Annotated in this window: 18 protein-coding genes; 7 read left to right on the forward strand and 11 right to left on the reverse strand. The window is 70.5% G+C overall.

Going from position 1 to position 19,544, the window contains the following annotated elements:
• Nucleotides 1-70 precede the first annotated feature (70 nt).
• From IPK71_06470 to IPK71_06480, 3 genes are all read right to left on the reverse strand, one after another.
• Nucleotides 71-886, reverse strand: coding sequence for a ferritin-like domain-containing protein (locus tag IPK71_06470; protein ID MBK8213382.1), 816 nt, complete (start codon nt 884-886; stop codon nt 71-73).
• Nucleotides 883-1,413: a hypothetical protein gene (locus tag IPK71_06475; GenBank protein MBK8213383.1), complete on the reverse strand. Its 531-nt coding sequence runs from the start codon at nt 1,411-1,413 to the stop codon at nt 883-885. Before IPK71_06475 ends, IPK71_06470 begins: the two co-directional genes overlap by 4 nt.
• 123 nt (nt 1,414-1,536) lie before the next feature.
• Nucleotides 1,537-2,445: a LysR family transcriptional regulator gene (locus IPK71_06480; GenBank protein ID MBK8213384.1), complete on the reverse strand. Its 909-nt coding sequence runs from the start codon at nt 2,443-2,445 to the stop codon at nt 1,537-1,539.
• Between the two features lie 293 nt (nt 2,446-2,738).
• Here IPK71_06480 and IPK71_06485 point away from each other — a divergent pair, with 293 nt between their 5' ends.
• The gene (locus IPK71_06485; GenBank protein ID MBK8213385.1) at nt 2,739-3,770 is read left to right on the forward strand and encodes a hypothetical protein; all 1,032 of its coding nucleotides are present in this window, start codon (nt 2,739-2,741) and stop codon (nt 3,768-3,770) included.
• Nucleotides 3,771-3,964: 194 nt separating this feature from the next.
• Here the strand turns inward: IPK71_06485 and IPK71_06490 are convergent, their stop codons facing one another.
• Nucleotides 3,965-4,681, reverse strand: a complete 717-nt coding sequence (locus IPK71_06490; GenBank protein MBK8213386.1) for a hypothetical protein — start codon at nt 4,679-4,681, stop codon at nt 3,965-3,967.
• A 254-nt stretch (nt 4,682-4,935) separates the two neighbouring features.
• On the opposite strand from IPK71_06490, the gene IPK71_06495 reads away from it, so the two are divergent.
• From IPK71_06495 to IPK71_06510, 4 genes are all read left to right on the forward strand, one after another.
• The gene (locus IPK71_06495) at nt 4,936-6,063 is read left to right on the forward strand and encodes a fatty acid desaturase (protein ID MBK8213387.1); all 1,128 of its coding nucleotides are present in this window, start codon (nt 4,936-4,938) and stop codon (nt 6,061-6,063) included.
• A gap of 165 nt (nt 6,064-6,228) precedes the next feature.
• On the forward strand, nt 6,229-6,822 hold the full coding sequence (locus IPK71_06500) for a TetR/AcrR family transcriptional regulator (protein ID MBK8213388.1): 594 nt from the start codon (nt 6,229-6,231) through the stop codon (nt 6,820-6,822).
• Nucleotides 6,822-8,042 carry a glycosyltransferase gene (locus IPK71_06505; protein MBK8213389.1) on the forward strand — a complete coding sequence of 407 codons (1,221 nt, stop codon included), beginning with the start codon at nt 6,822-6,824 and terminating at the stop codon, nt 8,040-8,042. Before IPK71_06500 ends, IPK71_06505 begins: the two co-directional genes overlap by 1 nt.
• The gene (locus IPK71_06510; protein ID MBK8213390.1) at nt 8,039-9,175 is read left to right on the forward strand and encodes a hypothetical protein; all 1,137 of its coding nucleotides are present in this window, start codon (nt 8,039-8,041) and stop codon (nt 9,173-9,175) included. The genes IPK71_06505 and IPK71_06510 overlap by 4 nt, the downstream gene beginning before the upstream one ends.
• Before the next feature lie 108 nt (nt 9,176-9,283).
• Here IPK71_06510 and chrA read toward each other — a convergent pair whose 3' ends face one another.
• The 7 genes from chrA to IPK71_06545 all read right to left on the reverse strand — a co-directional run bounded on the left by chrA (nt 9,284) and on the right by IPK71_06545 (nt 16,810).
• Nucleotides 9,284-10,492: a chromate efflux transporter gene (chrA, locus tag IPK71_06515; GenBank protein MBK8213391.1), complete on the reverse strand. Its 1,209-nt coding sequence runs from the start codon at nt 10,490-10,492 to the stop codon at nt 9,284-9,286.
• Nucleotides 10,489-11,064 carry a hypothetical protein gene (locus IPK71_06520; GenBank protein ID MBK8213392.1) on the reverse strand — a complete coding sequence of 192 codons (576 nt, stop codon included), beginning with the start codon at nt 11,062-11,064 and terminating at the stop codon, nt 10,489-10,491. Before IPK71_06520 ends, chrA begins: the two co-directional genes overlap by 4 nt.
• Nucleotides 11,065-11,068: 4 nt before the next feature.
• On the reverse strand, nt 11,069-12,157 hold the full coding sequence (locus tag IPK71_06525) for a hypothetical protein (protein MBK8213393.1): 1,089 nt from the start codon (nt 12,155-12,157) through the stop codon (nt 11,069-11,071).
• 68 nt (nt 12,158-12,225) lie between these two features.
• Nucleotides 12,226-12,837: a hypothetical protein gene (locus IPK71_06530; GenBank protein MBK8213394.1), complete on the reverse strand. Its 612-nt coding sequence runs from the start codon at nt 12,835-12,837 to the stop codon at nt 12,226-12,228.
• Nucleotides 12,834-13,316 carry a hypothetical protein gene (locus IPK71_06535; GenBank protein MBK8213395.1) on the reverse strand — a complete coding sequence of 161 codons (483 nt, stop codon included), beginning with the start codon at nt 13,314-13,316 and terminating at the stop codon, nt 12,834-12,836. Before IPK71_06535 ends, IPK71_06530 begins: the two co-directional genes overlap by 4 nt.
• A 153-nt stretch (nt 13,317-13,469) precedes the next feature.
• Nucleotides 13,470-14,777 carry a hypothetical protein gene (locus tag IPK71_06540; protein ID MBK8213396.1) on the reverse strand — a complete coding sequence of 436 codons (1,308 nt, stop codon included), beginning with the start codon at nt 14,775-14,777 and terminating at the stop codon, nt 13,470-13,472.
• A 71-nt stretch (nt 14,778-14,848) separates the two neighbouring features.
• Nucleotides 14,849-16,810 carry a DUF1554 domain-containing protein gene (locus tag IPK71_06545; protein MBK8213397.1) on the reverse strand — a complete coding sequence of 654 codons (1,962 nt, stop codon included), beginning with the start codon at nt 16,808-16,810 and terminating at the stop codon, nt 14,849-14,851.
• A 229-nt stretch (nt 16,811-17,039) separates the two neighbouring features.
• Here IPK71_06545 and IPK71_06550 point away from each other — a divergent pair, with 229 nt between their 5' ends.
• Together IPK71_06550 and IPK71_06555 are read left to right on the forward strand one after the other, a co-directional pair.
• On the forward strand, nt 17,040-18,464 hold the full coding sequence (locus tag IPK71_06550) for an SUMF1/EgtB/PvdO family nonheme iron enzyme (GenBank protein ID MBK8213398.1): 1,425 nt from the start codon (nt 17,040-17,042) through the stop codon (nt 18,462-18,464).
• Nucleotides 18,465-18,507: 43 nt separating this feature from the next.
• Entirely contained in the window at nt 18,508-19,527 is a 1,020-nt protein-coding gene (locus tag IPK71_06555; GenBank protein ID MBK8213399.1) for a hypothetical protein, read from the forward strand.
• The last annotated feature ends 17 nt before the right edge of the window (nt 19,528-19,544 follow it).

Below are 19,544 nucleotides of genomic sequence, written 5' to 3' on the forward strand. Positions count from 1 at the left end.
CTCCCGAGAGTGTCCGCGTTTCTCGGCGCCTTGCCAGTCACCCGAACGGAGGACCGAGCACCGACGCACCTCAAGCGACGATGGCGATCGTGGCACTCGGGGCGAACGCGGCGCGACGTCTCCAGGCCTCCGCGGCCGGTAGGCCGATCGCCTCGAGGCCGCTCACCACCGCGTGCTCGACCGTTGCGTAGAAGAGCTCCCTCGCCTCGACGCCCGAGCAGAGACCCACCTCGTCTCCCCCCGGGGGTGCGCGAAAGGCCACGGGGAGGTGCGCGAGCTCGTGGCGCTCGAGGTGCTCGAAGGCGACGGGGAGGTAGGCGTGCACGGCCTCGCGCTCGTCCGCGTCGAGCTCGGGGAGCAGCGCCGCGACCGTGCGCCAACCGAAGCGCGCGTGCCTGATCTCGTCGGCCCAGATGCGGGTGAGCAGCTCACGAAGGGGCCCCTCCGGCATGCGCTCGCGTTCGTCACCGACGAGCGCGACGGCCACGGTCTCGGCCATGCACGAGATGGAGACGAGGTTTCTCACCGCGGCTGCGCGTGCGGTGGTGTCGGCGTGCTCCGGGAACGGCTCGTCCGGGCCGACGACGGCGCGCGCCTCTCCGCCAGCGCGAAGCACGACGGCGCCGCACAAAACCCCGTGGTGGCGCTCTTCGGTCGCGAAGCCGAGGCACGTGTCGACGACGTCCGTGGAGCACCCCGCGCGCGCGAGGACCTTCGCCGTGTGCTCGAACACGGCGCCCGAGCGATACTCGTTCACCATGCGCCCGAGCCACGTGGTGCGCGTCGCGGGAGCGAGCTCCGCGGGCACCGCGACGCCGAGGGACTCCGCGACGCGCGCGCACGGCGCGGACAGATCGAGCACCCCCCTCGCGGTCGCCGCGCTCACGCGACCCTCGCGGGCATGGCGGGCGGAACCGGCGGGCCCCAAGGCGTGCAGGCCGCACCCCAACCGGGAAACTCCACGTGGCAACAGCCCGACGCGCGGAGCACGTCGACCCGAGCATCCGGGGCCGTGGCGGCCTCGACGCGCTCACAGCACGTCACCAGCGCGGGGTCCTTCGTGATGGGAGGCTCGTTCACGAACCACGGGGCGCCACCGTCGGGGAAGGCGGCACGGAGCCGTTCGGCGCAGGGGACACTGGTCTCCGTGCCGCTCGTACCCGGAGCCGCAGGGGCCGTCGACGCTGTCGGTACGGGCGCAGGGCTCCGCTCCGAAGAGGCTTCGGGAATCGTCGCGGGTGCGGAGGGCGCGGCGCCGGACGTGGTCGGCACGGGCGCGGGGCCGTCGTGCTCGGGAGCCACGCGGCCACCACACCCGACGAGCATGGCCCCGCCGAGCGCGACACGCATGGCGGCCGTGAGGGCCCTGCGCTCGGGCGAGGTCGGATCGGAGAATCGTCGAGAGAGAGTCATGGATGGTCCTTCCGAGCCGAGGGACGACGAGGGCTCGTCACGGCTCTCGATCCGTGTACGGCGCAAACAGCCCTCGGACCATCCGTATGATCTGCACCTTATTGTATCGACGAGACGCTATAATCAGCGCAGCGGAATCGCCGCGAAGGCGCGCGCGATGTCTTCGTAGATCGCGCGCCGTGCGTCGTCCTTCCGGAAAACGAGGCGGAAGTGGTCGTGCAAGAGTCGCACGCGCGGGAAGAGGCGGACGAGGCGTCCCTTCGCGACGTCCTCGCGCACGAGGTACTCGGGGAGCACGGCCACGCCCGCCCCGGCCTTCGTCCGCATCCGGATGGCCTCGATGGTGCCGCTCCGAATCACCTTCGCGAACGCGAGGGCGGGGGCTCGCTCCGCGTCTCGGAAGTACCGAAAGAGCGGGAGCTCGGGAGAGACGTCCAAGAGCACGTGCGCCCCGGCGTGCTCGGGTTTCGTGAACGAGCGCGCCTCGAGGAGCTTTTTCGCGCCCACGAACACGTACTCCTCGCGATGGATTTTGTGGGCATCGAGCTTCGGATCGTTCAGGAGCGACGACGTGATCGCGCAGTCGATGTCGAACGATCGGACGCGCAACAGGAGGTCTTGGCCCGAGCCGAAATAGAGGTGGAGCTCGAGGCCCTTGACGCGCTCTTGCACGGCCTCGAGCGCAGGCACGACGAACGAGAGCCCGAGCTCGTGTCGTGTCCCCAGCGTGAGCTCGAGCGCCTGGTGTCCCTCCCCGGGACCGTCGGCGATGTGCGCGCAGGCCTCGGCGGCGAGCAGGCACTTTCGCGCGAGGGGCAAGAGGGCGAGGCCCGAGCGGGTGAGCTGCACGTGGCGCGTCGTCCGTGCGAAGAGCTCCACTCCGAGGTCTTCCTCGAGCTTGCGAATACGCTGACCGAACGCGGTCGGCGTGAGCGCGCACGCCCGGGCCGCCTCGCGGAAACGAAGCGTACGTGCGGCCGCCTCGAAGTACCGTAGCGAGTCGATGGATGGCAGCTCCCGGCGCGCGGACATGCCGCGAGTGTACCGGCGATCGTTCGTGACGAATCGGCTCGATGACCCGTAGAAGCTCGGGCCCTCCGACTCGCGGGCAGGTACAGGGGGCACGCGCTCCGAGGCCGACGACGAACCGTCGTCCTCCTACCAAGGCGCTCGCGGCGGCCCCACGCGCGCAGGGCGCGGACCGCCTAATACGGGAGAATCTCTAGGTTTTCTGGTCACGGGCCTTGTCACCCAAACGGAGGACCGGGAGAATCCCTCGGCGTCGTCGACGTCTTGCTTCTCCCATCCACCTTCGGAGGTTTCTCATGATCGCTTCTGGCTCGCGAACGCCCGCAAAGCTCGTCCACGCTCTCTTCGCCGTGGCGACCTTGGGCGCCGTTACCCTGGCCTCTGCCTGCTCCTCCGACCCGGCGGCGGGCGACGACGCGGGCGGTGGAAGCTCCACGGACGACAGCGGCGGTGGCGGTGGCGGTGGTGGTGGCGGTGGCGGGTTCGACGCCTCCATCCCGACGGCCAAGTGCGCTCCGTACACGGCCCCCGCCGGCAAGGGCACGGCGAAGACGGCGTCGGGGGAGAGCAAAGACATCCCGGAGGTCTCTTGCCAAACGCTCCGAAAGCGGGACGGCTCCGTGATCGGCTACGCGGCGAGCTTCGGTCGCTTCCAGCCGATCAGCACGACGCGGCGGGTCCGCTCGCAGATGGAGCGCATGGATCGGTTCTACGTGAAGGCGTACGGGTACTCCGGCGACGGCGAGATCGCCGACGCGACCTACACGATCGCCAGGGCCGACGGATCGAACAACAGCGGCGGCGGCAAGCTCGTGCTCTCCCAAGGGGGAAAGAGGGGCGTATTCACGGGCGGCGTAGGGAACGCCGACACGATCGAGTTCGAGTGCGACGCCAAGGACGACACCGCCGCGACGGCGGGGCCCGCGCTCACCGACGCCCCCGGTCGCGCGATCGTCGAACGCGAACGCGGGGGCGAAGCCTATGTGCTCGAGGGGATCACCTGCCGAGAGTCCGCGCCCTCGTCCATCGCGAACTTCCTCCTCACGCACCCCTATCCTTTCCTCGCCCAGCCCTCGGACGGTCCGTGTGTGCCCCACGAGACGCTCCTCGAGGCGAAGGTGAATGGCCCCGGCACCTACGACCTCGATCCGGGCTCGTTCGTGGTCCAGAACCTCGTCGAGGTCGCGTTCGTCGGGACGTCGGTGAACGGCCAGACGAAGGTCACCCTCACGGGAGTGAACCCGGCCAAGGGGACGTTCCAAGGCTCGACGCCGAGCGGGGCGGGCGGGAACAACTTCAACGGGTCGTTCACGTGTCCGAACCCGTGAGGGCGCGCGCCGCGAACCCGCGAAGGACCGCGTAGTCACGACCGAACCACGATCGTCAGGGCCACCCCTGCGGGGGTGGTGACGCGCGCTCCGCTCCAAAATAAGTTAGCAAATTCGGGAACTTTTGATCGACGAAAGCGGCCCGTGACGCCGCCGCGAGTCTCGCTCGGAGGGAGGTCGCGCACGGGAAGGCGCTACCCCCGGAGGCCGAGCGCGCGGCCGACGAGGATCAACGTGGCCCCCGCGAAGAAGTACACGATAGGCACCACCACGAGCGGCAGCAGGAGCTGCCACGGCCGCGCGCGGGGCTCCGTGGGCAACGCCCCGCGCACGCGCAGGTACGGGACGAGCTGACACGCCACGTAGTTCAAGACCACATAGGGCGACATCAGCAACATCGCCGGATTCGCGAGGAAAAACGCGTTTCCGTCTCCGAGCGCCTGCGCGAACGGCAGCACCAAGATGGCGTACCACACCGGGATCTTCGCGCGGCGAATCATGAGCCACAGCACGCCGAACACGACCACGTAGACCGGCGCGGTGAGCGCGACGTCGATCGCGGCCTTCGTGGCGCGTACCCGCGCGCCGTCCTCGGGGAGCCACCGCAAGCTCTCGTAGAGGGGCCGCGAGGGCATGTAACAGACCTCGACGATCGCCGCGCGCACGGCGCATGGGCCGATCCATCGTGCTACCGCCGTGCGAAACGAGAACCGCATGGCGCTCCCCGGCTCGTCGTTCGGCCAGCGTCGCCTCGTCGCCAGGGCGGCGACGACATCGACGGCGACCACGGCGATCACCGCGCTCCGCGTGAGGGTGTCGTCGGTGCGCCCTTTCATGGCGAACGTGAGCGCGACGACGGCCACGGTCCAGACGGCCGCTACGGACAACACGATACGATCCGTGCGGGTCACACCTCGAGCGTAGCCTGCGCCGTCGTGCGGGGCAGCCGTCGTCGCGCTCTCGCACCGGCTCGACCCGTCGCTCGCGTGCTGCGCAAAAGGTTTCCGGATCGTTTCGGGCCGCGGCCCGACGCGTGGACGGCGACGCGTTTTGCGCCTCGCGCGAGATCTGCACCTCGTCTCGCGAGCACGAGCTCGGCCATATCCCGGACATTTTCCCGCGCGGAGCCTGACTTCGCGCTCGTGCGGGCGTATGAAGGGCGCCGATGGCGAGTCAATTTCTTCAGCGAGTCCTCGAGCCTCCGGCCTACGGCTGGGAGCGCGATGGCGCCTTTTACAAGCCCACCACGCGCGAGATCATGTCGCACTGGGCGAGCCGTATGAACTTCTTCGCGACGCGAAAGAACTGGCTCCCGTTCACCAACTGGGTGTGGACGCTCGGCCTTTTGCCGTTCTTGGTGGTGTTCGCCACGAAGTACTTCTCGTGGCCCCTCCTCCTCGTGGGTTTCCTCTACGCGATGGTGGCGCTCGGCACGGTGAACATCGTGTGGCTGCACCGCTACTGCACGCACCAGGCCTTCACGTTCTCGCACCCCTTCTATCGGTTCGTCATTCGCAACCTGACGATCCGCCTCGTGCCCGAGGAGATCTACGTGGTCTCCCACCACGTGCATCACGCCTACACCGAAGAGCCGGGCGACCCGTACAACGCTCACGGCGGTCGCCTCTACTGCCTGCTCGCGGGTGAGCTCCACCAGCCCATCGCCCGGGATCTCTCGCCCGAAGACTACGCGCGCATCGTGGCGATGATGAAGCACACGGGCGTGGTCGCGAACTCGTACGAGCAGTACCAGCGCTGGGGCTCGGTCTGCCACCCGGCCCGTCTCTACGCCCACTTCGCCCTCAATTGGGCCTTTTGGTACGCGGCCTTCTACGCGATGGGCGGCCACGGCCTCGCGTGCGCCATCTTCGGTGTCTCGGCGCTCTGGGCCATCGGCATCCGCGACTTCAACTACGACGCCCACGGCTGCGGCAAAGACAAGCGCCGCGACGGCGACGACTTCAACCGCAAAGACCTCAGCATCAACCAGCTCTTCGCGGGCACCGTCTCCGGGGAGTGGCACAACAACCACCACGCCTTCCCCGGCGGCGTGCGGTCCGGGTTCATGTGGTGGCAGCTCGACACCGCGTACGGGCTCATCCTCCTCGTGAAGCTCTTGGGGGGCATCTCGTCGATGCGCGACTACAAGGCTCGTTTCATCGAGAAGTACGTGAAGCCCTACGAGGCCGCGAAGCGCGCCAAAGCGGCGGGCGAAACCTCTGGCCCGACGATCTCTCCACCCGACGACGACGAAGAGGCGACCGAGCTCCCGGGCATCCCCGACGCGCCCTGAGCCTCCCCTCGGGCGCGCCACGCCCGAGCAGCCTTAGGCCCATCCGCCCGCGCCCGAGCGCGGAGCGCCTCCGCCGAGACAACGACCGACGACGGCCCATCGAGCTGTCGTCGGTCGTTTTCCTATAGGCTTGCCGCGCTCGAACTTCATGTTAGTGTGACTAACATGAAGGCGAGAAGCTACCGGATGACCACCCGCGCGGAGGCCGCGGAGGAGACGGGGCGCCGCATCGTCGCCGCCGTCCAAGCGCTCATCGTCGAGCGGCCGTACCCCGAGGTGACGCTCGAGGCCGTCGCGGCCCGGGCGCAGGTCACGCTCCAGACCGTGCTCCGCCGCTTCGGCTCCAAGGCGGATCTCGTCGCGGCCGCGGCCAAGGAGGGCGCCGCGCGGGTCGAGGCGCAGCGCAGCGCGGCCGTCCCGGGGGATCTGCCCGGCTGCGTGGAGAACCTCTTCGATCACTACGAGGAGTGGGGCGAGACGTCGCTACGGCTGCTCGCCCAGGAAGAGGCGTTCGAGGCCATCGCTGCCCTCGTCGAGCAGGGTCGGGCGACCCACGCGGCCTGGGTCGAGCGCGTGTTCGCCCGCGAGCTCTCGGAGGCCCGCCGCACCCGGAGCGGTAAGATCCGCCGCGCGCAGCTCGTCGCCATCTGTGACGTCTACACGTGGAAGCTCCTCCGACGGGATCTCGGCCTAACGAGGGCCGACGCCGAACGCGCCATGTTGGGCATGCTCGAGGCGCTCTGCCGGAGCTCGTCCTGATGGCGAAGGTGCTCTGCTACACCTCGCCGGCGCGCGGGCACCTCTATCCGATGGTGCCGGTGCTCTCCGAGCTCCGCGACCGCGGCCACGACGTGGTCCTCCTTACGCTCGGCGAAGAGGTCGAGCGCATGGCGGCGCTCGGGCGCTTCCGTGTCCGCCCGATCTCCTCGGCCATCGAGGCGATCCCTCTCGACGACTACCGCGCCCGCACCACCATGGGGAGCCTCGAGCGTGCCGTGGCCACCTTCGCGACGCGCGCGGAGCACGAGGTGCCCGATCTGCGCGCGGCCCTCCGCGAGGAGCGCCCCGACGTCGTGCTCGTCGACTTCAACAGCTGGGGAGCGATGGCCGTCGCCGAGGCCTCCTCTGCTCCTTGGGCCGCATTTTTGCCCTATTTGCTCCCGTGGCCGCGGCCCGGAATTCCTCCCTTCGGTCCAGGGCTCGCGCCTCGCCACGACGTCATCGGGAAGCTGCGCGACGCCCTCGTCGGCAGGGTCGTGTCGGCCGTAACGAACCGCGGCCTGCCACGGCTCGACGCGGTTCGTGCGAAGGTCGGGCTCGGCCCGCTCGGCGCGATGTCGGAGCATGGGCGCGCCGCGCACCGGCTGCTCTACTTCACGGCGCCTCCCTTCGAGTACGAGGATTCGTCGCCCTTCGAGCGCCTCGTCGCGGTCGGACCTTGCGCCTGGGAGCCCCCGGGGGAGCGCCCCGCGTGGCTCGTGGCGGAGGAGCGTCCGGTCGTGCTCGTGACGTGCTCGACCGAGCTCCAAGCGGACGGGGCCCTCGTCCAGGCGTGCCTCGACGGGCTGGCGCAAGAGGACGTCCTCGTCGTGGCGACGAGCGGCGCCATCGACCCTTTGAGCTTTCGCGTCCCGCACAACGCGCGCGTCGAGCGCTTCGTCCCCCACACACCCGTCCTCGAGCGCGCGGCGTGCGTCGTGTCCCATGGAGGAATGGGCATCACACAAAAGGCGCTGCTCGCCGGCGTCCCGGTGTGCGTCGTTCCCTTCGGCCGCGATCAGCACGAGGTCGCGCGGCGGGTCGAGGTGGCGCGAGCCGGCGTGCGCGTCGACAAGGCTCACCTGTCGCCGGGGCGCTTGCAGGAGGCCGTGCGGGTAGTGCGAGGGCTGCGCGCCGGAGCGGCGCGGGTCGCGGAGGGTTTTCGCCGAGCCGGAGGCGCCGCGCGCGCCGCCCAAGAGATCGAGTCGCTGGTTCGATGAAGGAGGGTTCACCGATGGGGATGTTCGGCTTCGTGAGGTCCTGGGTGCCCGTGGCGCGCAAGGTGGCGTTGCTCGCGCTCCTCTCCGCCTGCGGGGGTGCGGGTGATGGTGGTGGTGCGTCGCCGGTCGTCGAGACACGACCCGTCGCGGACGCAGACGCGGGCGGGGCACGAGGCGACGCATCCGCCTGCGATCCCGCCGTGCGGTCGTTCTCGGTCCCCGACGTCTCGGCGGTGAAGGTGAGCCACGCACAAATCGACCCGGCGCAGGTCAACCCTGCAGCCAACGCCTTCCCCGACTCGAAGCACCAGGTCTTCCTCCCGGCCGATCCGGGGGCGAAGCTCCGCGACGAGCTCTTCGTCATTCTGCCTGGCACGAACAACCGCGCTCAGGGCTTCCAGACGTTGGGCACGCTCGCCGCGCGAGCAGGGTATCGGGTCGTCGCGCTCGCCTACGAGTCGGACACCCATCCCATCGGGAGCTGCGCCGGTATCACGTCGGAGACGGAGCTGCTCGCGTGCCGGGAGAGCGTCTGGGCGGAGAAGGTCTACGGGCAGGACAAGACCCCTCGCTACGCGGGCGATGTCCCCAACTCCGTGAGCGGTAGGCTCTCGGATTTGCTGCGCTTTCTCGCGAAGAACCAACCCGGGGTCGGCGCCGATCGGTTCCTCTCCGGCAGCGACGTGCGGTGGGACCGGATCGCCCTCTTGGGCTTCTCTCAGGGCTCGGTCGTGGCGGGCTACATCGGCAAGGATCAACGGCTCGCGCGCCTCGTCCTCGTCGCCGGGGGGTGCGACGACCTCACCGTCGACGGGAAGCGCTTCCTCGTCCCGTGGTGCAGCGCCTCGCGTGCGACGCCCGTCTCGAGGACGTTCGCGATCTCGCATGTGGCCGACGACACCAACGCCGACGCCCTCATCGCCAAGGCGTTCGGGCTCCTCGATCGTGGCGGCTACGTCGACATCTCGGCGAACGCCCCGAGCTACTGCACCGGGACCCACGCGCTCCTCTCCCACGAGCCGACCAACAAGGCCCACCTGTCGCTCGCCCTCGACGGCTTCATTCCTCTCGTGGGGGACTCCCCGCGCCTCGCGGAGGACTACCTCTACGCGTTCACGGCGCCGGTCGAATGATGCGGTCGATGTCGAGCTCGCGTTCGGCGCGGTCCTGACCTGTATGCGACGTGGCGCGCGAGCCGAGCGCACGGCCGGATGGCGTCATGCCGTGCGCGCGGGCTCGGCTCAGTGCACGAGCGCGCCGACCACGGCGAGCCCGCACACCACGAGCCACGGGGGTGCCTTCCACGACTCGAGCGCCCCGAAGGCGAGCAGCACGAGCGCCACGTCGACGCGCCCCGTGATGCCTTCGGTGACGACCGGCGTGTAGAGCGCCGCGAGCAACACCCCGACGACCCCTGCGTTCGCGCCGGCGAGCGAGGCCTTCGCCCAGGGCGCCTCACGAAGGCGCTCCCAAAATGGCAGCGCGCCGCCGACGAGCAGCCACGCCGGCAAGAAGATCGCCGCGAGCCCCAAGAGCCCCGAGGCCCACGCGTAAGGCCCCGGATTCATTGCGGTTCCAAGGAACGCCGCGAACGTGAAGAGCGGCCCCGGCACCGCCTGCGCGCCGGCGTACCCCTCGAGGAAACGCGCGTCCGTGAGCCATCCGCGTGGCACCGTCTCGGCGCGGAGCAAAGGCAGCACCACGTGGCCCCCGCCGAACACGAGCGACCCCGATCGGTAGAACGCGTCCACCATCGCCACCTGGCGGAGCCCGGTCCACGAGGCGAGCGCCGGCAGCACGGCGAGCAGCCCCAAGGCGAGGACGAGCGCGGCGATCGCCGCCCTCGGAGCGCGTGATGGATGCGCTGCGGGGGCGGCTTTGGTCTCGGCGCGGAAGAGCCGATACCCCACGAGCGCCGCGCCCACGAGCACCGCGATCTGAGTCACCGCCGAGGGGCGCGCGAGCAACACCGCGGCCGACATGAGCGTGATCGTGAGGCGCGCGCGGTCGGTGCACAGCTTCTTGCCCATGCCCCAAACGGCCTGCGCCACCACGACGACGGCCGCGAGCTTGAGCCCATGCAAAAAGCCGCTCCCGAGCACCCGCCGGAGATCGGCAGCGCCATACGCGAACGCGATCATCGCGAGCGCCGAGGGGAGGGTGAACGCGAGCGACCCCGCCAAGGCGCCCGCGAGACCCGCGCGCCGCATGCCGAGCGCGAACACGACCTGGCTGCTCGCGGGACCGGGCAAGAACTGACACAGCGCGACCACGTCGCCGTACTCGGCGTCGTCGAGCCACTTGCGCCGCACGACGAGCTCGTCACGAAAGTAACCGAGGTGAGCCACCGGCCCGCCGAACGACGTGAGCCCGAGCTTAAGAAAAGCGAGCCCCACCTCGGGCACCGTTCCCCGCGACGGCGTGATCTCGCCGCGAGGCTCGTCGCTCATGGCACGCCCGCGTCCTGGCCGTGCACGACCGACGTGCGCACCGTGGGCGGCGCCACGTGCACGAAGGGCACCTTCTCCGCGACGTGGCACGCGTTGCACGCGGTCGTGAGCGCCGCGAACGCCGTGTCGAAGTCTTTGTGATTGCGGGAGTTTATCGCGCGCATGAGGCCCTCTTTGGGGCCGTCGAGCAGGTGCGACGAGGGCTCGCGTTTGGGGCGCCGCTCCACGCCCCGTGTGATCGCCGTCTCGATTTTCTGGAGCTGGTAGCGCGCGTAGTCGTAGTTCTCGTCACGCCCCGCCCAATAAAGCTCGCCGTAGCGGTAGCCCGTCTCGACCATGGCCACGTCGAACCCACGGAGCTGCGAGGCGATCTTCACGAAGCGCTCGTCGCTCGAGCCTTGGACGAGCCACTTCGCCTCGTCGGGCACGGGCACACTCGGAGCGGCGCTCGGGGGTACGCTCGCGCTCGCGTCCTCGCCTGCCGGGGGCTTCGGTCGCTCCTCCGTGCACGCGACGACCGTGGCCAGCATCGTCGCTGCCGCGAGGCCGAAGAGCGCGTTCCGGGCGCGCATCGAGTCAGCCCGTTCGGCCCACGACCCGCAGGCGGTTCGCGCCTCCGTCCGGGAAGGTCTCGAGGCGCACGTGGGTGATGCGGCCCGCGGCGCGGAGCGAGTCCCCCTCGACGCGGAGCGTGCTCCCGGCGAGCTCTTTCACGCGAGTACGCGGGACGAGATCGCGCCACGCGCCCTCCGCCGGGAGCGCGTCTCCCTCGACGCTCGCGCCGAGGAGCCGCATTTCGACCGGGTTATTCAGCACGAAATAGGTGAAGTCGACCTCGACGCGCTCGACCACGCCGGCCCGCCCGAGCGCGACGACCACGTAGTCGAGGTGCTCTCCGCCGCGGCTCCGGCTCGTCTCCCACCCGTCGCCCATGCTCACGGGCGGGGCCTCGGCGATGAGGGCTTGGCTGTGTCCGTAGCGGTTGTTGCTCGTCGCGACGACCCGACCGCCGAGGGCCTCGCACGCGAGATCGGCCGCGGCACCTCTGGGGATCGCGGCCCACCGTGCGGCGATGGACTCCGCGCTCGGAGCCTCGTGGGCCTTGTCGCTCCCACGAGGGATCGGCGCCTCGTGGCGCACGCTGCGGGCCTCGGCGCTCCCGGGATCGAACGCCTCGGGGGCACGACCCTCGTAACAACGGAGCCGCGCGATGCCCCCGTCGGGGTGGTTCTCGAGCATCACGTGCGTGAAGCTCCGGCCCGCCCCGGTGGGTGTGCGGAACACGTTGTGCGCGTGGCCCGCGAGCGTGGTCGGCCCGAGCAAGCGCACCCAGCGTGTGTCGTCGCGACCTGGGTTTTCCCCTAGTTTTCCCTCGAGCGCGTAGAGCGCGCCCTGCTCGGCGTGGTTGCCGTCGTGCCAGTGCGTGTCGATGTCGACGGTGCCGATCGCGCCCGGCGTTCCAAGCTCGAGGATCGCCCAGTCTGGCGCGCTCGGGTTGTGCCGGCGGGTCTCCCACGAGTCGAACTCTTGGCCTTTGCCTGGGATGAACACGCCGAACCGAAACTCCGGCGCGCGGGTGGCGAGCAGGTTCTCGGCGGGCGCGAACCCTTCTTCGGAGCAGGCCACGACACGGCCACCGGGGACACGATCGATGAGGTCGGACATCTTGTGTGGGCTCGACGGTTCGGGGGAAGAAATCGAGCCCTGCACGCTACCACAAGCGCCGCGCGCGCTCACCGAACGGAGGGAGCGCGCGTGCCCGTCGAGACCCTCGTGGTCCCGAGGTACGCGCGCGTCGCTCGGGCCTCGGCGCCGACCGAGTGGCCCTCGCGGGTCACGGCTTCGTCGGAGGTGAGCGCGTCGACCTCGTTCACGAGCGCGTGGCACGCGAGCTCTCCCGTCGCGTAGAGAGCCCCGTACCGAACGTCCGGAGAAGGGTCTTGGAGCGCCCCGCGCAGCACGTCGACCGCCACGGAGAGACCTCCTCGCGCGCGCGCGACGATCTCCGGCCCCAAGTACCCGAGGCCGTCGGCGGCGTCGGACCGGACTGCGGGGGGAGCGCGGTCGTCGCGGAGAACCTCGAGCATCGTGCGCGCTGCCCGGCCCTCGAAGAGCCCTCGGAGCGCGTAGATCGCGGCGCTCCGCTCTTCGTCGTGCGAGCCCGACGCGCGCGCTACCTCGCTCAGCACGGCGAACGCGCGATCGCGCTGAGCTATTGGCCAACCCCCGGCAAACGAAGCTCGGTGCGTGAGCGCCTCGAGCTCGAGGAGCGCCGCGAGCCTCCCGTGGGGAGCACGAGCCACCTCGGAGAGCCACGCATCGACGATCTTGCGGCGACGCCTCATTGGCAGCGGATCGTACAGTGTTTCAGGCGGCACCCGCGAGGCACACGGCTGTTGGCGTCGCGCTGCGCGTCCTGCCGCGAGCCGCCGCTGCCCGACACGAACCCGCTGCACTGGCCCCCGCTGCCGACACCTCCCGACGAGTTTGCTTCGACGAGCGCGCAGTGGGCGGTGCACGTCTGGCCCCGCCGCTGCGCCGCGAACCAGTCGTTGGCGGCGCGCTGCGCGATGCGGAGCGCGTCTCCCGAGAGCTGCGAGAGGCTGTATACGGCGTACCCGAGCGCGGCGGCCACGGCGGTCGCGCACGCCGGGTTCGCGAGGCACGTCGCGACGGGGATCGCCGGCGCGAGGTTGTCCTCCGACTCTCCGACGGGCTCGGTCTCCAGCTCGTCGTCGACCTCCGCCGAGCACCCGACGGTGAACGCGGGGGCGGCAAAAACGAGGGCGCTGAGAGCGGTCAGAGTAGCGAGGGGTGTCTTCATGACGTCCACCTACAGCAGGCGCCATGCCATCGATCGAGGCCCGGTTTCGTCGGGAAATTTCCGCTCGAGCTCACGTCGAAGGTCGAGCGCGCGATCCACGCGAGGATCGAGTGATGCCTGCGTCGCGAAGGGGCTCGGGCGCGCGGGCCGCGGTCACGGCGCGGCGGGCCCTGCATCTCGAGGCTCTGCCGTGCCCGCGTCACGAGCGCCGGCCTCGGTGCCTCCGTCGGCCTCGGTGTCGTCCCACGCCTCGAAGAGATCGCAGCCGATGCCCTTCACGCTCACGCCCTTCTTCGAGACGGTCACCTTCGGGCCGGGCACGTCGGCCCTCTCGTCGTAGCGCCCTGGCAGCGCGCGCCGCACCACGAGCCCCACCTCGCGCTTCGCGTCGAAGAACGCGTCGACCCCGGTCACCGCGCCCGAGAAGCACCCGTGCATCACGCTCCCCTCCGTATTCAGGTCGCGCACCAGGGGGATCGCCATGTGGCCCGTCGCGTGGACGAAGCCGGGCGCGTCGGTCGCGAGCTCGAACGCGGAGTCACCGGTGCAGTGGTACGTCCTGTAGACGACGCCGAGCTCGAGCCCCCACGCGGCGGTCGCGCCCTTCGCCACGAGCCAGTCGTTCGTCGAGGCCGCGAGTCCCCCGCCGAGCCGCAGGACCTCGGGGGAGCTCGGCGCCGTCGCGCCCACGTCGGCGCCCTCATCGAACCCTTCCAGCAACGGCACGAGGTCTTTCAACGTCGGGGCCGTGTGCGCGACGTGGTCGCCGTACTTCAGGTTGGTCTTTTCGTAGCGCTCGATCTCCGCGCCGCACGGATCGGCGCCGTCGAGCTTCTTCTTCGCGCCCTCGTGGTGACCGAGCACGAGCGCCGTCGCGAACGCGGGATTGGCGCGATCGTCGCCCAGGTCCTTCTCGTCGACGAGCCCGCGCCGGTACCAGATCGTCCCGAGCAGCGCGGGGGATTTGGTCTTTCGTGAGGCGAGCGCCAAGTCCTCGTTCGCATTGGACAATTCGCCCGCGAGTAGCCACGCGAGCCCCCGCTCCGAGAGGGCCTCGGCGTCGTCCGGGCGGCAAGCGAGCGCAGCGTCGAGCTCCTCCCGGGCGACGTCGAGCTTGCGTTTTCCGAGCGCCGCGCGCCCCGCCTGGAGCTTTGCCTTGTACTCACTCTCCGGGCAGGGCGGGGGAGCCGTGTCGGCCACCGCGACGCTCGCGCTCGGCGTCGCGTCGACCGCCGCGTCGGGCTCGATGGCGAGAACGAGCGGGACGGGGTCTTCGTGGCGTGACGCCAGCACGAGCGCGACGGGGACGAGCACGGCGGGCAAGGCGAGCCACTTGAGGCTCCGCGCACGAGGAGGCTCGGGCGGCTCGGGCGGCTCCTCGGGCCGCTCGCCTGCGCTTCGGTAGGGCCCCTCGAGGGGCTTCGGGGTCGGCTTCGGTCGGCGAAAGAAAGGGAAGGGCATCTTCGGCCTTGGAACGCTCGCTCGGTCGTACCGGATTCCCGAGGGCCTACGGACTCGGCATGCCGTTTCCGCTACTGCTCCACGCAGAGAAGACGCTGCGGGATCGAACACGACGCCGACGTGCTCGTGCCGATCGACGAGCCGTCCATGCGGCCCGCGATCCCGATGGCGCCTGTCACGCCGGTCGATGCGTTGGAGCTCCACCCCTGGCACGTGCGCATCGCCGACGAGGTCCACGTGGTCGCGCGGATGCCTGTCCAGAAGTAGGCGTACGCGTTCTCGGGGGTGCCGTCCCACGGGTTCGTAAGAGGGAACGGCAAGAGCCCTTGGGGCGACGTGAGCCCCACGGCGAGCGGCCCGTCGGCCTGCAGGTAGTACCGCGAGGGCAAGAAGGGCCAGTCGCGAGGGACGAGCGCGTCGCGGTTCGTGGTGTCGGCCAGCACGGCCTTGTACGGCGCGGTGGACGGCCGCGCGCTCGATTGCATGCAGAATGCATCGGCCTTGGCGATGGCGTTCGCCCCCACGAGCCCGGGGTCGTTCGCGAAATCACCGTCGTGGCTCTCGGCCGTCACGAACACGCGCTTGGGGTTGGCGACGCACTGGTAGCTCGAGAAGAGGCCCGCGGTCTCTCCTTCGGGGCACGCGACGCAGCTTGCGGCGCTCGTCGCGCCCGGCGCGAGCGTGGAGCCTTCGAGGCACGGCGTGCACGTGGCCTGACCCGCGAGGCTCGCGAACGTCCCCCGCGGGCAAAGGACACACGTGCCCGCTACGTCGGGTACGGAGCCCGGCGCGCACTGGCACGCGACCCCGGTGCCCGCCGCGCAGCGCACGGTCGTGCTCTTCGGTACCGCGCGTACGCGATCTTTTCCGAGGTAAACCACGCTGTCGTCCGTGAGGTACATCGGGTGGCGCGCGGGCTCACCGCCCACGACGAGGGCCGGGGAGCAGTGGCCCGTCTGCGCGATCTCGGCGAGCTCGCATCGCGAGAGCCCTCGCTCGCTCCCGATGTAGAGGTGGGTCGCGTCGAGCGCGAACGTCTCTCCGAGCGGCCCGAGATCGGCCCACGCCGTGCACGCGGTCGCGACCGGGCACGCCTTCAAGGTGCCGCGCTCTCGGATGACCACGGTCGGATACGCCACCGTGGGCCCGCGTGGGCTCGTCGCGATGGCCGTCGGGTCCGATGCGGGGGGCACCATCGTCGCTCCGGTCACGGTCATCTCGGCCGGCGTAGGCACGAGATCCGGATTGTTTTCGGTCACTTGCAGGCGCACCTGTTTCGGGAAGTACCGCAGGATAGCGCCCTGGTTCTCGTGCACGTAGCGGGTCGTGTGACCGATGCGGTCGGGGTTCCCCGTCATGCCCGTCGGTACCTCGAGGAGCGTCCGGTACCCGAGCTCGCGCTCTCGGACGAGGCTCACGAGCTGCTCGATCCGCGTGAGACCCCCGTCGAGCGCGAGGGCCTCCACGTGCGCCCCGGCGGCCCCTCCCGCTGGGGCGAAGCGCGTCCGATTCTCGAGCTTCGAGCCGTCGAACGCCACGGAGTATACGTCGTCGATCGTGGACGGCGGCACGCGGGCCGCGAAGTACAAACCATCGGGCGTGATCGTGAAGCGGTTCTTGTGGTTCGCCGTGCCGGGTATGCGCGTCGGGTTCGTGCAAGGGAGCTCGCACGCAAAAAAGTCGCGCGCGACCCGGTAAACCAAGCGGGTCTGCGTGAAGTCGAAATCGAGCACGCCCGGCGCGTCGACGAGGGTCCGTGGCCCGGTCGTACCCGCGTCCGGCCCGGGGCTCGCGTCCGCGGGCGCGTCACTCCCCGCGTCCCGTGTGAGGGTCGAGCTCGGCCCCTCGGCGACGAGCGGGGCCCCCGTGTCGGACGGGGCGGTGGGCGAAGGGCCCGGAGGGATCGGTGCCGTGGGCGACGTGGGATCGGTGCCGCACGCCGCGCTCGTGGCGACGACGACCGCGAGCCTCGCCCACGCCGAACGGCGCGTCGCCCGTGGTTTCTGCTGCCCCCCGCCGCCTTCCCCGGCCATTACGCTCTATGGACCCACGGGGCCTTGTGGTCGTCAAGCGACGCCGCCGGAAATTCGGACGAGGCTCGCAAATTGTCTTCCTTACGGGAGAGTAAGGTCTCCGGCGAAGGCCTATCGCGGCGGCGGGGCCCGGGGGCGATCGTCTCGGGCGCGGGGCTCGCGGCCTCCCCCGTGGGCTCGCATTCGGCGCGTTGCGAGCGCCGGTTTCGTATGGTTCGCTCACCGGCCTATGCGCCCTCTTCGTCGTCCTTCGGTCTCGATCCTCGCGCTCGCGTCGATCACCTCCCTCGTAGCCGTCGCGTGCGGCGGCGGGCCCGCGGCCGTGGTCGCCGGCGAGCCCACCACGGTCAAAGAAGCCTTCGGCGTGAAGTGCGACGCGTTCCAGGCCCAGACCGCTCCCGACCTCATGGCGTGGGACGCCGCGGCCCGCGCGAACCTCTCGCGCCTCCGCGACAAGGGCATCGTCGCCGTTCGTTACGAGAAGCGCGGCTGCGACGTGGTGCTCGAGCTCCTCCCGAGCTGCAAGGGCTCGGGGTCGTACAAGTACACGCCTTACAGCGCCACGGAGAGCAAGGTCGCGAGCAACGAGAACGAGCTCTTCGCCGCCCTCCCGCTCGGTGCGTCGAGCTTCGCGGGGCGCGTGAAAAAGGGGCAAACGCTCCGCACCGACTACACCATGGTCGGCACCGACGCGCTCCCGGCCGACAAACGTGTCACGCGCGCGCAGCTCCGTGGCCCCGACTGCCCCCGCGCGACCCACGTCGTGAGCACCGTGTACCTCGGGGGGTTCGCGCTCGCCGCGGGCACCAAGGCCGAGCTCGGCGGCAGCGCGAAGGTGTTCGGGTTCGGCGCCGAGGGCGAGTCCAAGGCGGCGGGCGAGCGCCTCGTCGCCGAAGGCAACGCCGAGGCCTGCGCCGAGGCTCAAAAGACAGGAAAAGAGGCCAAAATGTGCGCGGTTCCGCTGCGCGTCGGTCTTCTCCCGCTCGACGGCCTCGCCTCCGACGGCACCGGCGTCGCGGCTCCCGTGCCGGCCGCCCCGAAGGCCACCCAGGGCCCGTGCCCCGAGGGCATGGTGCGCATCGCGCCCGGCAGCTACCAGCCGTCGACCGGCGGGGGTCGCGTCGACCTCGGGAGCTACTGCATCGACGCGACCGAGGTGACGAGCGCCGCCTACGAGGCCTGCGTCGTGAAGGGCACGTGCCAAGCCGTCCAACCCGTCCGTGGCTCGAACCGTGTAGCTTGCAACTACCGGCAAGCGGGTCGCGAGCAGCACCCGATCAACTGCGTGTCGGTCGATCAGGCGAAGGTGTACTGCCAGGCCCAAGGCAAGCTCCTCCCCACGGTGAACGAGCTCGAGTGGGCCGCCCGCGGCAACGTGATGCGCACGTATCCTTGGGGCGAAGAGCCCGCCGACGGTCGCGCGTGCTTCGGCAAAGACGCCACCTGCGCCGTGAAGAGCTTCCCCACGGGCGCGAGCCCCGAGGGCGTGTTCGACCTCGGCGGCAACGTCGAGGAGCTCTGCGAGTCGCCCGGAGGCGGCTACGTGAGCTTCGGCGGTGGGTACGGGAGCGAGGGCACCAAGATGGCCGGCAAGACGCGGCGCATGAGCACCGAGCCCTCGCCGACCATCGGGTTCCGCTGCGTCTCGCGCTGATTGTCGTGCCTCCGCGCGCACTTTTTCGGTATCGAGGGCCTCGATGCATCTCCTCCACGTCGGCGCGTTCGAGGCCGAGCACGCGTGCCTCCCGTGGCCTTGGGTGGCCGTCGCGCCCTCGGCGAAGGTGCTCGCGTTCGTGTCGCAAGGTTCCGTAAAAACACGTGTTTTTGACGGACGAAGCTTGGCGGACGGGCCCTCGTTCGTGCTCCCGCCCGGCCTCGCGTTGCCCACCTCCGACGCCCCCGACGCCGAGGGACTTCGGGGGCTCGCGCCGAGCCACGACGGCGCGCTCGTCGCGCTCGTGGGCGTCACCGCAGGCGAGAGCGTCGTCACGTTGCTCGATGCGCGCTCGGTCGTTCGGCACGCGCCCGTCGCGAAGCTCGCAGGTCCCGGGCTCTCGGCGCGCGCGGTGACCTTCGACCGCACGGGGGAAAACCTCTGGATCGCGTGCGAAGGCCCGTCGTCGATGGCGCTCGTGCTCGTCGACGCGAGGACGTTCGACGTCCGCGGTGTGGTCCCGAGCGCGAAGCTGCCCGCGCCCGCCACGATCGAGCTCTTCGTGCACCCCCAAGACGACGCCGTGCTCGCCCTCGCGGCCTGCGGGCAAGAGGGCACCTTCGCGCGCGTGGCGGGCTTCGCCGGCGGCCCCCCCGAGGCCATCCCGACAGCCCTCGACGAAGGGGGTATCCCCGCGGGAATGGTCGGGTTTTCGGCCGACGGAGCGCGCGTCCACCTCGTCGAGGCCGACGAGCTCCGCACGCACGCGTGGCCGACGCTCCACGAGCTGTCCTCGGTGGAGCTCGTCGACGACGTCGTGTCCGCCTACTCGGGCGTCGTGCTCGGCGATCGGGTCCTCGTCGACGCCCACGACGCCGACGACGGCACGCTCGATCTCGTCGTCGCGTTCGATCGCACGGCCCTCGTCGGGCGCCTCGAGCGGCCGCCGTTCCCTCGGGGCATGTGGGTCGGTCGCCTCGGCGCCGACGCCCTCGTCACGGTCGACGCGAGCGGCGATCCGGCGCGCGGCGAGGTCGTTCGGCTCCCCGCGAAGCTCTCCTGAAGGTCACCGCCGTCGGC

It is taken from the genome of Myxococcales bacterium (assembly GCA_016712525.1).
Taxonomy (GTDB): Bacteria; Myxococcota_A; Polyangia; order Polyangiales; family Polyangiaceae; genus JAAFHV01.

Excerpts from the sequence above, each read along its gene's own strand:
- IPK71_06530 (MBK8213394.1), bottom strand. The coding sequence starts at position 12,837 with ATGAGGCGTCGCCGCAAGATCGTCGATGCGTGGCTCTCCGAGGTGGCT.
- IPK71_06525 (MBK8213393.1), bottom strand. The coding sequence starts at position 12,157 with ATGTCCGACCTCATCGATCGTGTCCCCGGTGGCCGTGTCGTGGCCTGC.
- IPK71_06480 (MBK8213384.1), bottom strand. The coding sequence starts at position 2,445 with ATGTCCGCGCGCCGGGAGCTGCCATCCATCGACTCGCTACGGTACTTC.
- IPK71_06540 (MBK8213396.1), bottom strand. The coding sequence starts at position 14,777 with ATGCCCTTCCCTTTCTTTCGCCGACCGAAGCCGACCCCGAAGCCCCTC.
- IPK71_06500 (MBK8213388.1), top strand. The coding sequence starts at position 6,229 with ATGAAGGCGAGAAGCTACCGGATGACCACCCGCGCGGAGGCCGCGGAG.
- IPK71_06495 (MBK8213387.1), top strand. The coding sequence starts at position 4,936 with ATGGCGAGTCAATTTCTTCAGCGAGTCCTCGAGCCTCCGGCCTACGGC.
- IPK71_06550 (MBK8213398.1), top strand. The coding sequence starts at position 17,040 with ATGCGCCCTCTTCGTCGTCCTTCGGTCTCGATCCTCGCGCTCGCGTCG.
- IPK71_06510 (MBK8213390.1), top strand. The coding sequence starts at position 8,039 with ATGAAGGAGGGTTCACCGATGGGGATGTTCGGCTTCGTGAGGTCCTGG.
- IPK71_06545 (MBK8213397.1), bottom strand. The coding sequence starts at position 16,810 with ATGGCCGGGGAAGGCGGCGGGGGGCAGCAGAAACCACGGGCGACGCGC.
- IPK71_06555 (MBK8213399.1), top strand. The coding sequence starts at position 18,508 with ATGCATCTCCTCCACGTCGGCGCGTTCGAGGCCGAGCACGCGTGCCTC.
- IPK71_06520 (MBK8213392.1), bottom strand. The coding sequence starts at position 11,064 with ATGCGCGCCCGGAACGCGCTCTTCGGCCTCGCGGCAGCGACGATGCTG.
- IPK71_06475 (MBK8213383.1), bottom strand. The coding sequence starts at position 1,413 with ATGACTCTCTCTCGACGATTCTCCGATCCGACCTCGCCCGAGCGCAGG.
- IPK71_06485 (MBK8213385.1), top strand. The coding sequence starts at position 2,739 with ATGATCGCTTCTGGCTCGCGAACGCCCGCAAAGCTCGTCCACGCTCTC.
- chrA (MBK8213391.1), bottom strand. The coding sequence starts at position 10,492 with ATGAGCGACGAGCCTCGCGGCGAGATCACGCCGTCGCGGGGAACGGTG.
- IPK71_06535 (MBK8213395.1), bottom strand. The coding sequence starts at position 13,316 with ATGAAGACACCCCTCGCTACTCTGACCGCTCTCAGCGCCCTCGTTTTT.
- IPK71_06505 (MBK8213389.1), top strand. The coding sequence starts at position 6,822 with ATGGCGAAGGTGCTCTGCTACACCTCGCCGGCGCGCGGGCACCTCTAT.